This window comes from Clostridium sp. JNZ X4-2, from assembly GCF_054889485.1.
Genome location: NZ_CM142685.1, coordinates 1,531,457 through 1,546,544 on the forward strand (window position 1 = coordinate 1,531,457; position 15,088 = coordinate 1,546,544).

General features: G+C 35.1%; 12 protein-coding genes and 1 pseudogene. All 13 read left to right on the forward strand.

Translation table 11 applies throughout. The features are described 5' to 3' along the window. Positions 1 to 50 precede the first annotated feature (50 nt). The 13 genes and pseudogenes from ACYUJ6_RS07390 (at position 51) to pylB (ending at position 15,078) form a co-directional block, all read left to right on the forward strand. On the forward strand, positions 51 to 191 hold the full coding sequence (locus ACYUJ6_RS07390; protein ID WP_461845467.1) for a hypothetical protein: 141 nt from the start codon (positions 51 to 53) through the stop codon (positions 189 to 191). A 77-nt stretch (positions 192 to 268) separates the two neighbouring features. Continuing rightward, a complete protein-coding gene (locus ACYUJ6_RS07395) occupies positions 269 to 754 on the forward strand; it encodes a MarR family transcriptional regulator (RefSeq protein ID WP_461845181.1) in 486 nt (161 codons plus the stop codon). Between the two features lie 190 nt (positions 755 to 944). After that, positions 945 to 1,532 carry a flavodoxin family protein gene (locus ACYUJ6_RS07400; RefSeq protein ID WP_461845182.1) on the forward strand — a complete coding sequence of 196 codons (588 nt, stop codon included), beginning with the start codon at positions 945 to 947 and terminating at the stop codon, positions 1,530 to 1,532. A gap of 934 nt (positions 1,533 to 2,466) precedes the next feature. Then, positions 2,467 to 3,726: a helix-turn-helix domain-containing protein gene (locus ACYUJ6_RS07405; RefSeq protein WP_461845183.1), complete on the forward strand. Its 1,260-nt coding sequence runs from the start codon at positions 2,467 to 2,469 to the stop codon at positions 3,724 to 3,726. Positions 3,727 to 4,072: 346 nt separating this feature from the next. Then, the gene (locus ACYUJ6_RS07410; protein ID WP_461845184.1) at positions 4,073 to 5,107 is read left to right on the forward strand and encodes a uroporphyrinogen decarboxylase family protein; all 1,035 of its coding nucleotides are present in this window, start codon (positions 4,073 to 4,075) and stop codon (positions 5,105 to 5,107) included. A 30-nt stretch (positions 5,108 to 5,137) separates the two neighbouring features. Next, the gene (locus ACYUJ6_RS07415; RefSeq protein WP_461845185.1) at positions 5,138 to 5,812 is read left to right on the forward strand and encodes a corrinoid protein; all 675 of its coding nucleotides are present in this window, start codon (positions 5,138 to 5,140) and stop codon (positions 5,810 to 5,812) included. Between the two features lie 35 nt (positions 5,813 to 5,847). Then, positions 5,848 to 6,870 (forward strand): MtaA/CmuA family methyltransferase, encoded by a 1,023-nt coding sequence (locus tag ACYUJ6_RS07420; protein ID WP_461845186.1) that lies wholly within the window; start codon positions 5,848 to 5,850, stop codon positions 6,868 to 6,870. 4 nt (positions 6,871 to 6,874) lie between these two features. Next, the gene (locus ACYUJ6_RS07425; RefSeq protein WP_461845187.1) at positions 6,875 to 8,545 is read left to right on the forward strand and encodes an ASKHA domain-containing protein; all 1,671 of its coding nucleotides are present in this window, start codon (positions 6,875 to 6,877) and stop codon (positions 8,543 to 8,545) included. 81 nt (positions 8,546 to 8,626) lie between these two features. Continuing rightward, a complete protein-coding gene (locus tag ACYUJ6_RS07430; RefSeq protein WP_461845188.1) occupies positions 8,627 to 9,286 on the forward strand; it encodes a corrinoid protein in 660 nt (219 codons plus the stop codon). A 6-nt stretch (positions 9,287 to 9,292) separates the two neighbouring features. Beyond that, positions 9,293 to 10,681 (forward strand): annotated as a pseudogene (locus ACYUJ6_RS07435) (monomethylamine:corrinoid methyltransferase). 451 nt (positions 10,682 to 11,132) lie between these two features. Beyond that, positions 11,133 to 13,085, forward strand: a complete 1,953-nt coding sequence (locus ACYUJ6_RS07440; protein ID WP_461845189.1) for an ASKHA domain-containing protein — start codon at positions 11,133 to 11,135, stop codon at positions 13,083 to 13,085. A gap of 18 nt (positions 13,086 to 13,103) precedes the next feature. After that, positions 13,104 to 13,940, forward strand: coding sequence for a pyrrolysine--tRNA(Pyl) ligase large subunit (pylSc, locus tag ACYUJ6_RS07445; RefSeq protein WP_461845190.1), 837 nt, complete (start codon positions 13,104 to 13,106; stop codon positions 13,938 to 13,940). A gap of 46 nt (positions 13,941 to 13,986) precedes the next feature. Next, complete coding sequence (pylB, locus tag ACYUJ6_RS07450) at positions 13,987 to 15,078, forward strand: methylornithine synthase PylB (protein WP_461845191.1); 1,092 nt, start codon at positions 13,987 to 13,989, stop codon at positions 15,076 to 15,078. Positions 15,079 to 15,088 lie beyond the last annotated feature (10 nt).

Sequence of the window (15,088 nt, forward strand, 5' to 3'; positions counted from 1 at the left end):
TGTATACTAAAATAAAATGTAAACCTAAAATAAATAATTAAAATAATGTAATAAGAGGAGAACGTACAGAATTAGAATTTAACCGCTGCATAATTTTTATTGTTGGTGGATTGATTGCGGGTAGTATATTAGCACAATTAATATTATTATCTGCTTCAAATCTAAAGGTCTGCAAACCTATCTTAGAATAATTACTTTAATATTGTTGAAATAGAAACAAAAGTTTAATATAATATTATTAATGTATCAACGGGCGGGAGGACAGGTTATGAACAAAGAAGAGCAGATCGAAATGAGTTTCAGGGACTTATTATACAAGAAGGCTTTCCTTGAGAAGTTTAAAATGAAAGACAGACTTAAAGGTTATAAGTCTTCTGAAGTACATTGCGTGGAATACATTGGAAGAAATGTAGATTCCAACGTGACAAAACTTGCGGAGTCCTTTTATATGACCAGGGGTGCAATAAGTAAATTGACCAAGAAACTCATAAAAAAGGGCGTTGTTGAAAGCTACAAGAAGCCGGATAATAAGAAAGAAATCTATTTTAGGCTTACTGAGCAGGGGAAGGCAATTTATAAAATCCATGAGGAACTGCACAAAGAGTTTCAAGAGCGGGATAAGGCCATATTTCAGCAGGTAACCGAGGAACAACTTAATATCATACTTAGTTTCGCGGAAAACTACAGTAGGCATTTGGATGCGGAAATAAAGAAGCGAGGTGTGGATACCACAACTGGAAATGATTTTGAGTAAGGGGCCTGTGTCAAAGAATCAGCTTATGATACAATACAGCCTAATTTTATTATTGACAAAGAAACAAAAATAGTGATAGAATGATTATGTTGCCAGGGAAACAAAATTACCTGCTGCGAGAGGAGAAATCAAATGAACACACAATATACAGAACAAATGGGAAATAAACCCCATGTGTAAGGAGAAAAGGATGAATATCATTGGAATTATGGCAAGTCAGCGTAAAGAAGGCAATACCGCCTTTATCATAAACAAAATACTCGAAGGTGCGGAGGAACAGGGTGCCAAAACCAAATCCTTCAGTTTCAGCAATCTTGATATCAAGCCGTGTCGTGGCTGTTGGGCCTGTCATAGGGGGGATCAGGGTTGTGTTATTAACGATGATATGCAGAAAATTTATGACGCCATTGAGTATGCCGATGTTATTGTTTTAGGCCTGCCGATTTACATGGGGCAGATGAGTGCTCAGGGAAAGATATTCACGGACAGACTGTTTGCACGATTTTCTCCGCGATTCTCTCCGTTTTTCAAAGAAAATGCCGTAAAACAAAAGCTGATTCTTTCATTTAATCAGGGGAATCCTGATGCCGGCCTGTTCAAATCATATATTGATTATACGAAACACATGTTTGAGGTGCTGGAATTTGATGTTAAAGAGGTACCTGTTGTTACCGGTCTGCGAAATGGGGCGGCGTGTGAAAGAGAAGATCTTAGCACGGATTTGAAGGAGTTTGGTTCAGCGTTGGTTTTGGAAGGTTCCAAGAAACAATTGGGCTGATGCAATTGAGGAAAAGCAGGGGTAAGTTATATTGTCACTATCCCTGTTTTTCTTGGATTGCTTTTATATTACCAGAGAAGTGAATTTGCCTGCTGCGAGAGGAGAAATCAGATGGACACACAATATACAGAACAAACCGTAAGCAGGTAAGCAGACAAAGACGTGCCAGCAGGAAAATTAAATAGAGGAGAACACCATGATGGAAGTAGAAAATAGGGTATAAGATTCACCATTATGAATAAGTCGGGGTTAAGGGAAATTTTGCTTGTGTACGGAAGTGAGTTTCACAGGGGTTTCGCAGAGGGTAAAGCTGCGGCAGAATATAAGTAAATGTTAACAAAAAAAGATATCTAATTTAGATGTCTTTTTTTATTGCAGAATTCAAGTACAACTATTGGAGCAGGAAGGGAAGTACGGACCATCAAATTCATGTCATTTATTTAGGAGCTAATTTTAAATTGCAATATAACACATATGTACATGCAAATAATTTGAAGTAACTGGGAACAGTTTTTTAAAAATGTACAATTTGGTTTATGTAATATAATCAATATATTTATAATTTTGTTGAAAATGTAGATTATTATAATGGACTTAATAATTAAAATAATAATTTATCATGGATCATTGTACTTAAACTACAATAAAATTTGTTCTATAAAACGATATAATGGAATGCTGAGATATGCTATTGTATGCAATAAACATATTGAAATAATGCAAAATATATGTTAGTATTTTGAGTTAATAGTTAAATACCGTTCATTTACTAAAATTATATCAAAATCAATTGAAAGCACATTGCACCTAGCAAGGGACTATATTTCTGTTAGATCCAATAATTATGAAAATATAATCAAGAGACTATTTTATATGGTAGTCTCTTTTATGAAATAAAAATTTATGTATTGTTATTACAATAGAGGTGATAATTATGGCGTTGTTATGCAGTGACTTGTATAAACTTGCAGGTCTTAAAAACTTAAGGCAAATAGGCAGCGGAAATGAAAAAAATTTTCCAATAAAGTGGGTTTATAAAGTAAATTATGCTCAGTTTACTAAAGATATCTCTCAAAATATACAAAGTGGAGATCTGGTAATTGTTTCTGGAAAAAATAATTATTTCAATATGGATAGAATTATTGAATTTATAAAAGAAATAAATAATTTAAATGCATCGGGATTAATTATTTGTTCAAATAAAGCTGTTGATTATTTAACTTATGAGGTAGTTGAAACAATTAAGAAGTTAAAATTTCCATTTTTTTATCTTCAGGTTAATTTAAATGAAGAACGTGCAGTTGTAACGGAAATATGTAAAGCTATTATAATTGACAATATAAATAAATTATCCAAAAAAAATATTTTAGAGGATATTTTAGACAATAAAAGATTAGAAGTTCAATTTGTGGAGAAAAAATTTAAACTGTTTGGTATGAATATAAATAGCCTAAATCAAATTGGAATTATAGTTATAGAGGGCTTTGAGGATTTAGAAAAAGAAAAAAATTATAAAATAAAAGAAAAGATGAATAACATATATGATGAAATTAAAAATGTAATTAAGAATGTAATTAAGAATGTTTATTTAATTAATACCAGCAACGTAATAGTTATAACTAAGTCCAATTCTGTAATTTTTTTAACGCAGAAATTTAGAAATACAACGAAATTCGAGCAGATCTTATTCAAAATTGATAAAGAGATAAAAAAAGAAAATCCCGGTGTAATTCTTAATTTTGGACTGGGGCAAGCTTATTCCGGTATAAAAGGAATAAATAAAAGTTATTATGAAGCAGAACAGATGCTGAAACTCAAACGAATTGATGGAGTAGCAGGTTTAACTGAGTCACTAAAAAATATGGATGTATATCTGTTTTTAATTGAGATTGATATTAAAAACAGAAAATTATTAGATAGCTATGCAAATTATGTATTACAGGATCTCCTATCTTATGAAAAGACAAATCAAATAGATTTAATGGAAACACTGGATGCTTATTTAAATGAAAATGCAAATATAATAGAGGCATCGGACAAATTATTTATACACAAAAATACTTTAAAGTATAGATTAAAAAAAATTGAAAATCTGCTTAATGTAAATTTACATTCGCTGGAGGATTGTTTGAGATTGCTTTTAGCTATGAAAGCCTATAAAATAGTAAAAAATATGGAGGACAATGCATTATAAAAGTAAAGAGCTTATATCTTTATATGCAATATATGACTTGTGAAATTTCAAAACGTATAAAGATATCAGTACATAAAATGCATTATCTTGATTATAGCTGCTATAAAGTTTATAATAACTTGATAAATTATTAAAGAAAAATATAGAATATGTTAATAAATTTAGTGTATAATTTGAGAATTTATTAATGAATTGTATTTTGACAACAATAAAGTTTGTAATATTAACACATATACTAAAATAAATTTCTGTGATATTATATGCATTAAATAAAAGAAATAAATTCAAAATGTGGTGATGCTTAAATTCTGGAAATGATATTGAAAGGCAAGAGGAGGAAAGTAAAGTGAATTCTAAAGAGATTATAAAAAAAGCCTTAAAAATGGAAAAGACACCTAGAGTACCGGTTACGGTTTTGTCTGGAGGTGCATGGTGTTTCAATAGTAATGGAGTATCCTTAAAAAGTGCTATGGAAATGGAACCCGACAAAGCAGCGGACATTGTAATAAAAACCAATCAAAAAGTAAATTCAGATATTGTCTGGACGGCATCTGGTTATAATAATCTGGTCATACATGCTATTGGTGGAAAAATCAATTTCAGGGAAAAGGGATCCCCTGATATTGCAGAACCTATGATAAAAGAGCTGTCAGAGGTAGATAAACTGGATTTAAGTAAATTGGGTGAAGATGAAGGAATACAAAGTCTATTAAAAATTACGAGGATATTAAAGAACAAAATTGGGAACGACACGATGATAGCTGCAAGCCAGTGGGGACAGCTGACTCTGGCAGGGCAGATTGTGGGAATTGAAAAATTGATGAAGGGCATGATAAAGGACAAGTCTGCTGTCAAAGCTTTGGTAGATTTCACTTCAGAACTATGTTATAAATATCTGGAATTATTCATAGATGCGGGAGTGGAGCTTGTATCCATGTCGGATATGTCAGCCTCAGGAGACATGATTCCGAAGAAATTTTTTGAAGAATTTGCAGTTCCCTGTCTTTCAAAAGTGGCAGATAGAGTAAAAAAGAAAAAAGCAGGTATAGGCACTATGACACATATATGTGGTAATGTAACTAAATTTTTGGATCTTTATCCAGCCATAGGAGTGGATCTGATTTCACTGGATGCCAAAGTGGATTTAGGAAAAGCCAGAGAGATTCTGGGCGGAAAGATGGCTTTTGGCGGGAATATGAGTCCTGTAGATGTGATGAAGGATGAAACTCCGGAAGGTGTTAAAAAGGCCTGCCTGGATTGTATAGAAAGATCCGGTGCAAAAGAAGGTTATGTAATGATGCCGGGATGTGATATGCCGCCGGATGCACCGCTGGAAAATGTAAAGGCAATGGTGGAAACAGCACGAGGCTACAGTTTATAAAATATAGAACAAAATAAGGGGGAATTAGAAATGTCGGTTAACAAGGAAGAGATTTTTAAGAAGTTGTCTGATTCAGTTGTGAATATGGAAGAAGAAGAAGCTCTGGAACTGGCTAAAAAAGTTGTAGAAGAAAAAATTGATGCTTACGAAGCCATAGATAAAGGACTTTCAGATGGAATGAACAGGGCGGGCAAGCTTTTTGAGGAGGAAGAATATTTTGTTCCTGAACTGTTGATGTGCTCAGATGCCATGTATGCAGGGCTGAATATTTTAAAACCTCATTTAAAAAAAGCAGAAGATGGAACCAAATATAAAGTTATTACAGGTGTCGTAGAAGGAGACACTCATGATATAGGGAAAAATCTTGTAAAACTTATGCTGGAAACCTCCGGTTTTGAAATAATTGATTTGGGAAGAGATGTTCCGGCACAGAAATTTGTAGAGGAAGCTAAAAATAACAGGGCAGATATAATAGCAATTTCGAGTCTCATGACTACAACTATGGATGTCATGGAAGAGGTGATAAAAATACTTCAAAAAGAGAATATCAGAGACAGCTTTAAAGTAATGGTGGGAGGAGGACCTATATCCAAAAACTTTGCAGATAAAATCGGAGCAGATGGATATTCTGTAAATGCATCTGAAGCAATTAGATTGGCCAAGCATCTGGTTGGAGCTGAAGTCAGTGAAGAAATTACAGCTTAATATCAGTATATGGACTACAAAATGAGGTGATTGTAATGAATGATTTAAGTCCCAAGGAACGAATATTGCGTACCTTCAATAAACAAACTGTTGACAGATCTCCTGTAATTTGCCCTGGTGGAATGATGAATTCAGCAATTGTGGAAATCATGGACAAGACTGGCAACAAACTGCCTGATGGACATCATGACAGTGAGGTAATGACTAAAATTGCCAGTGACGTTCATGAAAATACGGGTTTTGAAAATTTTGGCATACCATTTTGCATGACCGTGGAAGCAGAAGTACTTGGCAGCCAGATAAATTATGGAAGCCTTTCCTGTGAACCTAAAATACAAAAGGAAGCTTTTCCCTCAGTATCGGATGTAATATACAGGGAATCGGGAGCTATGGAAAAAAATGATAGAGTTAAAGCTATTGCTGAATCAACTTATACACTGTCAAAGAAATACCCGGATGTACCTGTCATAGGAAGTCTCACAGGACCGGTAAGTACATCGGCATCAATTGTGGATCCCATAACTTTTCTAAAGGATTTGAGAAAAAAATCAGAGGATGCCCACAAGGTAATAGATTATGCGGCTGATCATATTATTGAATTTGCAAGACTTATGGTGGAAAGTGGAGCTTCAGTTATTTCAATAGCTGACCCTACAGCTACAGGAGAGATCTTAGGCCCTAAAATGTTCAAGGAATATGCAGTTAGATATTTGAACAAAGTAGCTGATGCAGTTCATGCTATGGGAGTCCCGGTTATCATTCACATATGCGGGAAGATGAATTCGGTGAAAAAATATATACCGGAACTCAAATCCGATGCTATAAGTGTAGATGCGCTTATAAATTTAAAGCAGCTGAAAGAAGAGTATCCACAGTTAACTACTATGGGTAATCTAAGTACATTTTTATTGGAATTCAGTGATTCGGATAAAGTGTCAGCACAAGCAGAGCGATTGGTTAAAGAAGGTATAGACATAATATCACCTGCCTGCGGGCTCAGTACCTCAACTCCATTAAAAAATATAGCTTCCATGACAGAAGTGGTAAAGGAGTCGTAACTTTATGGTAAATGTAAATTTTATGAATGGTAAAAGCGTAGAAGTGGAAAAGGGCACTACTATTTTAGAGGCTGCAAGAAAAGCAGGAGTGCTGATGGAATCTCCCTGCAATGCCGTTGGTATCTGTGGCAAATGTAAAGTTAAGATAACAAGTGGAAATATGGAAGATGTACTTCAAAGTGATGATCAGCATCATGTTACAGATGAAGAAAAAGCGGAAGGATATGTTCTTGCATGTCAGTCAAAAGTTATTGGAGATATTGGTGTGAAAATAGTTTCAAATAATTTAAACAAGACTCTGGAAATATTAAATGATGGTAAAATATTTGACATTGAGTTGGATAGCTTCATAAAAAAAGTTTATGAAGAAGATGGAAAAACCTATATATATGCAGGAGAAAAAATTATAGGTGAGGAAAATGGAGATACGTCCAAATTAAATTATGGAATTGTTGTAGATATTGGAACTACAACCCTGGTAGCATCACTTATAAACATAAATACAGGTGAAGAATTAAATTCGGTTTCCGCTTTAAATCCACAGAGTCTTCATGCTCAGGATGTGTTGTCCAGAATAAAATTTGCCTCTGAAGAGGAAGGATTAAATATCATGTACTCTGGAATAATAAAAGAGATAAACAATATGATAAAAGAAGTTTTATTACAGTCAGGTATAGCTAGAGACAATGTATATGAAGTTATTTTCAGCGGGAATACCTGCATGATACATCTTGCAGCTAATGTAAATCCAACTTCTCTGGGGAAATATCCATATACGCCAAAGATAAGAGGAGGGAATTATCTAACTGCCAGAGAGCACAATTTAGATATTTCTGAAATAGGTCTAATATATCTGCCTCCTATTATTTCGGCTTATGTAGGGCCTGACATAACATCAGGGGTACTTGCTTCAAGACTTCAGGATAAAACTGGCACGACTTTGTTTGTTGATATTGGCACAAATGGAGAAATGGTAATAGCCAGAGAGGGAGAATTATCAGCTACTTCAACAGCTGCAGGACCTGCCTTTGAAGGTATGAATATTACCTATGGAATGAGAGCGGCCACAGGGGCCATAGAATATTTCAATATGAAGAAGGATGGATCTGTTGAAATCAAAACCATAAATAATGGAAAACCTATAGGAATTTGCGGAAGCGGTCTTCTGGATATTATAGGAGAACTTGTGGCAAATGGGGTAATAGGCAAAAGCGGCAGATTCAAATCAAATGACAGTGAAACTTTACCTGAAAAATTAAAGGCCAGATTGATAAAAAAGGAAGGTAAAACCGTATTTAAAATAGCGGAGGATGTATTTTTATACCAGAAAGACATAAGACAGGTACAATTGGCAAAGGGTGCTGTAAGGTCAGGAATTGAATTCCTGATGAAAAGTAAGGGTGTATCGGCGGAAAAAGTTGACAGAGTACTGATAGCAGGATCCTTTGGATATCATTTGAGGGCCAAAAGCCTTTTGAATATAGGACTTCTGCCGGGAGCTTTTAAAGGAAAAATAGATTTTATTGGAAATACATCTAAATCTGGAGGACAGGCTTTCTTGCTTAATAAAAATTATAGAAAAGAAATGGAGCAGCTTGTAAATAAAGTTGAAGTTGTTGAGCTGTCAAATGGTGAAGATTTTGATAAAGTATTCGTGAAATGTCTGTGCTTTTAAGGTAATTAATAAAATGGTTAAATACTTATAGAAAAATTATAAATTGTATTTAAAATCATAAAGTTTAAAGGGGGTAATTAAATGGATCAGAAATATATTTTATCTAAACTCCAGAAATCAATTGAAGAAATGGATACTGAGTTGGCTGAAGAAAGTGCTAAAGAAGCAGTTGAAGCGGGTATAGATCCATTGATTGCAATTAGTGATGGATTGGCAAAGGGAATGGAAACCATGAGTGATCTCTTTGACCAGGGAGAAGTATTTGTCCCACAATTACTGATTGCTTCAGAAGCATTTGAAAATGCAGTGTCTATCCTGACTTCCACAATGTCCGAGGAAATGAAAAACAGTGTTTCACAGGGAACAGTTTTGGTTCATACCGTTCAGGGAGATATACACGATATAGGAAAAAATATTGTAAAGACCATGTTGTCTGCAAGTGGTTTTAAAGTAATTGACATGGGAAGAGATGTGCCTGTAGAAGAAGTAATTGAAAAGGCCAAAGAATGTAAAGTGGATATAATTGCAGGATCTGCCTTGATGACAACTACAATGCCGTCGCAGAGGGACATTATAAGTCTTTTGAAAGAAGAGGGAATACGTGATCAGTTCATATGTATGTTCGGCGGAGCACCTGTATCTGAAGAGTGGGTAGAAAAAATTGGTGCAGATGGATATTCGGAAAGTGCATCAGGAGCTGTAAAAATAGCAAGAGAATTAATGAGTAAAAAAAGGGGGTAGAAGTAAATGACTATTGGAAAGAAAGTAACTGTATTTGATATTTTTGACAGAGCAAAAACCGGGAAGAAAATGGATGAATCACAGTGGGATTCAAAAGTAATTCCACAGACAGCTTCAAAGCTTAAAAAGAAATATGAAATAAAAATGGATAAGCATAAGATAATTCCAACTGATAAAAATTTAATAAACAATCTTTTTAAAGCAGGATTGGATATGCTGGTTGAGTGTGGAATATATTGCATGGACACTAAACGAATAATAAAATATACCCGCGAAGAAGTCCTAACTGCAATAGAAGGGGCACCATCAAAAGTAATATATGGAGAAGGAAAAGATGCAGTGGAATTATCCTGCAGAAGTTATAAGGATTCCAAACCTCCTGTTATACAGGGAGGACCTACGGGAGCACCCTGCAGTGAAGAATATTTTCTTGCAATACATCAGTCCTATGCACAGGAACCACTGATTGACACCATAGTTGATGGTGTATTGCAGACAATTAATGGGCATGATCCTGTCCCGGGAAGTCCATGGGAAATAGCTGCAGTTAAATCTGAAGCTATTATGGTCAGGGCTGCACAGCTCAGAGCCGGCAGACCTGGAATGGGATTGTAGGGCAACGAAACTTCACTTTCACCAGCTGGAGTAATTGCAGCAGATTTTCCAGGTGGAATGAGGGCATCCGACAGTCATGAAATATCCCAGTTAAATGAGTTGAAAATTGATGTAGGTGCATTGGTTTTTAATGCTCATTATGTACTGGCTGGAGATATAATCATGAGTGAACAAATGCCTATATATGGTGGTTATGCTGGAGGATTGGAAGAAACCACGATTATAGATGTGGCAACCACTATAAATGCGTTTATTATGACCCAGGCAACCTGGCATTTAGATGGTCCTATACATGTACGCTGGGGCATAACTACAGCTAGAGAGGCTTTAGCTGTAGCCGCTCACTGTGCAATGGCAATAGAGGCCAACACACATCTAATGTTGGGAAATCAATATTATACGGCAGCAGGACCTTGTACTGTTATGTGCCTGCTTGAGACGGCAGCACAGGCTATTACCGACACTGCAAGCGGCCGTGAAATTTTATCGGGAGTTGCATCTGCAAAAGGTGTAGCTACTAATTTTACTACAGGCCTTGAATCAAGGATGATGGCACAATCAGCTATTGCAGCTGCAGGAATGGAAACTGAAAAAGTAAATGAAATTTTAGACAAACTTGTAGCATTATATGAGAAAAATTATAAAACTGCTCCAAAGGGCAAATCTTTTGAAGAATGCTATGATGTTGTGAATTTGGTTCCTACTAAAGAATACCTAGATATATATGATGATGCAGTAAAGATTTTGACTGATTTAGGACTTACCTACTGGAATAAATAGCAGGACTCCGGAGCAGAATTCTGGAGTTTTACAAACACTGGAATTTTGTTTCGGATTAAAAATAATTTAAGAAATAGAACTTTGAAACAATTGACACTATAACCAGGTAAGTGATAAAATACAAATCAATATTCCTGAAATAGTCAAGATATTTTTTATCATGGAGGGTGGATCGGAAGGATCGCATGGACTCTAAATTCGTGTAGCCGGGTGTGACTCCCGGACTCTCCGCCATTATATAATCTTGACTATTTTTCATTAAAAATAATAGTTAATTATATAAAATTATATATAGGTTTATTTGCCATAAGCTTTTATGGGTTCCATCATTTGTTTAAATTTTTATGTTACTTTATAAAAATTACAATAGTGATGGGATTTTTTTATATTTAAAATTTATTAAATTAAATTTCATATTGTATAAAAATTCATAGTGGAAGGGGTGGAGTTAGTGCAGATAAATGTTGTTTTTCAACCTATAGGCCGTAAGGGCAGAGTGCGCTCAGGCAGAACTATTTTGGAGGTATCCCAGGAATTTGGGGTTAATCTGGAGTCACCCTGCGGTGGAAATGGGAATTGTGGAAAATGCAAAGTTAAATTGGAAGAAGGCTTTTTTGAAAAGTATGGCATTAATTCTAAAATTACTAATTTATCACCAATTACAGAAAAGGAAAAACAGCTGCTGACACAGGAAGAACAGCTAAAAAATTACAGATTGGCCTGCTGTACTAAAATAATGGGAGATATTGTAATTTATGTTCCAGATGAAAGTCAGAGGGGAAAACAGGTAATTCTTCAGGCTGCAGAGAAAAAATTGTTTGAGTTAAATCCTGCAGTGAAGAAATATTATATAGAACTTGAGAAACCAACACTTAAAGATTACAGAGATGATTTTAACCGTGTTAAAGATGAATTGGTTCATAAATTTAAACATCTAAAAAAAGAAGATATATCCATTGATTACAAAGTGCTGCTGGCTTTGCCCTCTGTATTGAGGAAGGGAAGATATAATATAACCGTCACATTGTGGATGGACAGAGAGATCATATACCTGGAACCGGGATTAAACAAGAGAATATATGGAGCTGCCATAGATGTGGGCACCACAACCATTGCAGCCAGCTTGTGTGATTTATCCACTGGTAAAATATTAAATAGTGCCTCTGGCTTAAATCCCCAGATTCCATATGGGGATGATGTACTTTCAAGAATTTCCTATTGTACTGTAAATGAAAAGGGACTTGGGGAAATGCATGATTTGATTATTAAAGAAATAAATAAGCTTATTGAACAGATGGCTCATTCAATATCTGCAAGCATATCTGATGTGTATGATGTAGTACTTGTATTCAACACTGCAATGCATCATATAGCATTAAATATAGATCCGGAATACCTTGGACAGTCTCCTTTCCCATCTGTAGTAAGAGATGGATTGAACATTAAAGCAAGGGAACTGGGAATAAAAATTTCAAATGGTGCCTATGTTTACAGTCTGCCTATTGAAGCGGGTTTTGTAGGTGCAGATAATGTCTCCGTACTGATTTCAGAAGAACCTTATAAACAGGATAAACTGCTGCTTGTAATTGATATTGGGACGAATGGTGAGATAGATTTCGGAAACAAAGATATATTGTTTTCAACTTCCTGTGCTACAGGTCCAGCTCTTGAAGGAGCACAGATAAAATGTGGAATGAGAGCAGCTTCCGGGGCAATTGAGAGAGTAAAAATAGATACGGTATCTTTAAAACCTGATTTCAAAGTGATTGGGGAAGATAAATGGCAAAGTGAGCTGAGAAAAAAAAGTGCCAGGGGAATATGCGGTTCTGGAATAATTGATGTCATTGCAGAAATGTATAAGACCGGGATAATTGGAACTGACGGTTCATTTAACAAGAAGATGGCATCCCACAGAATCCGTAGAGATGATAAGGGAAGGATGGAATATGTACTTGTTTGGAAAGAGGAAACATATACGGGAAAAGATATTTGCATTGCACAAAAAGATGTAAGAGCTGTCCAGCTTGCAAAAGCTGCACTTTATGCAGGAGCAAAAATTTTAATGAAAAGACTTGGAGCGAAATCTGTGGAAGGAGTTGTACTTGCGGGTGCTTTTGGTAATTATATAAATAAAGAGAGTGCTCTTGTCATAGGATTGTTTCCGGATTGCGATTTGAAAGATGTGGTTACAGTTGGAAATGCAGCTGGTGAAGGTGCAAGGATAGCTCTTTTAAATACAGACAAAAGAACTGAGGCTGAAAAAGTATCGAAAGATATTAATTTTGTTGAGTCGGCAGCGGAAAAGGATTTTCAAATTGAGTTTTACGGTGCTATGAATTTTCCCCATGCAAAAGATGATTTCCCACATATTAGATATATTTTAGACAATATTCCAAAGTATTAAAAGGACAGGTGATATTAAATGAACATTAAATGGACAGAACTTCAGCTGAAAAGGCTCAATGAACTAAATGCTTCAGAAGATAAAAAAAATAGAATTTTTTCAGGGCCTAAAGAACGCAATGATACCTTCAAAAAATTTGAAAGGGAATTAGTTGCTAAGAGCAGGCAAGAACTTAATACATTAAAAAATGAAACAAAAAGACCTGCATTATGTATTTTGAAAACAAAGCTTGTGCAGGCCCTGGTAAAGAATGACTTTGTGCAGGTAGTTACTCCAACCATCTTATCAAAGGGATTACTGGAAAAGATGACTATTGATGATGAACATGAACTTCACTCCCAGGTTTTCTGGCTGGATGATAAAAAATGTTTAAGACCTATGCTGGCACCAAATCTTTATTTTATCTCAAAGGATTTACTGCGAATATGGGAAAAACCTGTGAGAATTTTTGAAATTGGCTCCTGTTTTAGAAAAGAATCTCAGGGAAGCCGCCATTTAAATGAATTTACAATGTTAAATTTAGTAGAATGGGGATTGCCCATGGAAAAACGCCATGAAAGAATTATTGAATTGGCATCTGTAATAATGGATGCTGTGGGAATAAAAGATTACAGACTGGAAAAAACTGAATCTGTAGTTTACGGCGATACCATTGATATTATGTATAAAGATACGGAAATAGCATCTGCGTCCATGGGACCTCATTTTCTGGATGAAAATTGGGGAATAACTGACACCTGGGTGGGAATTGGTTTTGGACTGGAACGTATTTTAATGATTCTCAAAAATTCATCTAATATAAGTAAAATGGGCAGGAGTTTGACTTACCTGGATGGTATTAAGCTGAACATATAATTAAAATTGCAGGAAATGTATTATATTACAGAAAAGAGGTATTCTTATGAAAAATTTAATACTTGACAATATATTGGAAAAATCAAAATTAGAGACTGGATTGTCTAAAAAAGAAATAGTATATCTTCTTAGCCTGGTAAAACCTGAAGAAAGATCTGAAATTTTTAAAACAGCAAGAGAGCTTAGAAAAAAACACTTTGGCAATAAGGTGTTTTTATACGGATTTGTGTATTTTTCCACATATTGCAGAAATGACTGTACTTTTTGTTTTTATAGAAAATCCAATGATTATTGTAAAAGATATAGAAAGACAGAAAGTGAAATTGTGGATATAGCAAAATCTCTTTGTGATTCAGGTGTCAATTTGATTGATTTAACCATGGGTGAAGATCCGGAATATCACTGTAACCAGGGAAAAGGATATGAGAAATTAAGTGAAATTATTAATTCTGTAAAGAAGAAGGTTAAACTGCCTATAATGATTTCACCAGGTGTTGTTCCAAAAAGTGTGCTCATTGATTTAAAACGGGCTGGTGCTGATTGGTATGCCTGTTATCAGGAAACCCACAACAGAAAAAAATATAAAAAATTGAGAATAGATCAAAGCTATGATGAAAGATGGAATATAAAAATTTTTGCCAGAAATATCGGCTTATTAGTGGAAGAAGGGCTGTTAGTTGGATATTGGAATAATATAAATGATATTGCAGATTCCATGTCTGAAATGAAAAGATTGAATGCTCATCAGGTTAGAACCATGAGTTTTGTACCACAAAAAGGAACCCCTCTTTTTAGTGAAAAAATAACGGATGATTTGCTGGAATTAAATATTATTGCAGTTATGAGACTGCTGTTTCCTGACAGGTTAATACCTGCATCCCTTGATGTGGAAGGTATTGTGGGACTAAAGGAGAGACTGGATGCAGGAGCAAATGTTGTAACTTCCATAATTCCTCCTAAAGGTGGACTGGTTGGCGTTTCACAAAGTACCCTAAATATCGATGACGGCAATAGAACTGTTAAAGGAGTAATTCCTGTTTTGGAAAAGTGCGGATTGGTTCCTGCTGCAAATAAGGAGTATATGGACTGGGTGAGTAAGAGGAAAAAGGAACTGGTTTACTGTTATTCTGCATATTAAGGGGGGAAAA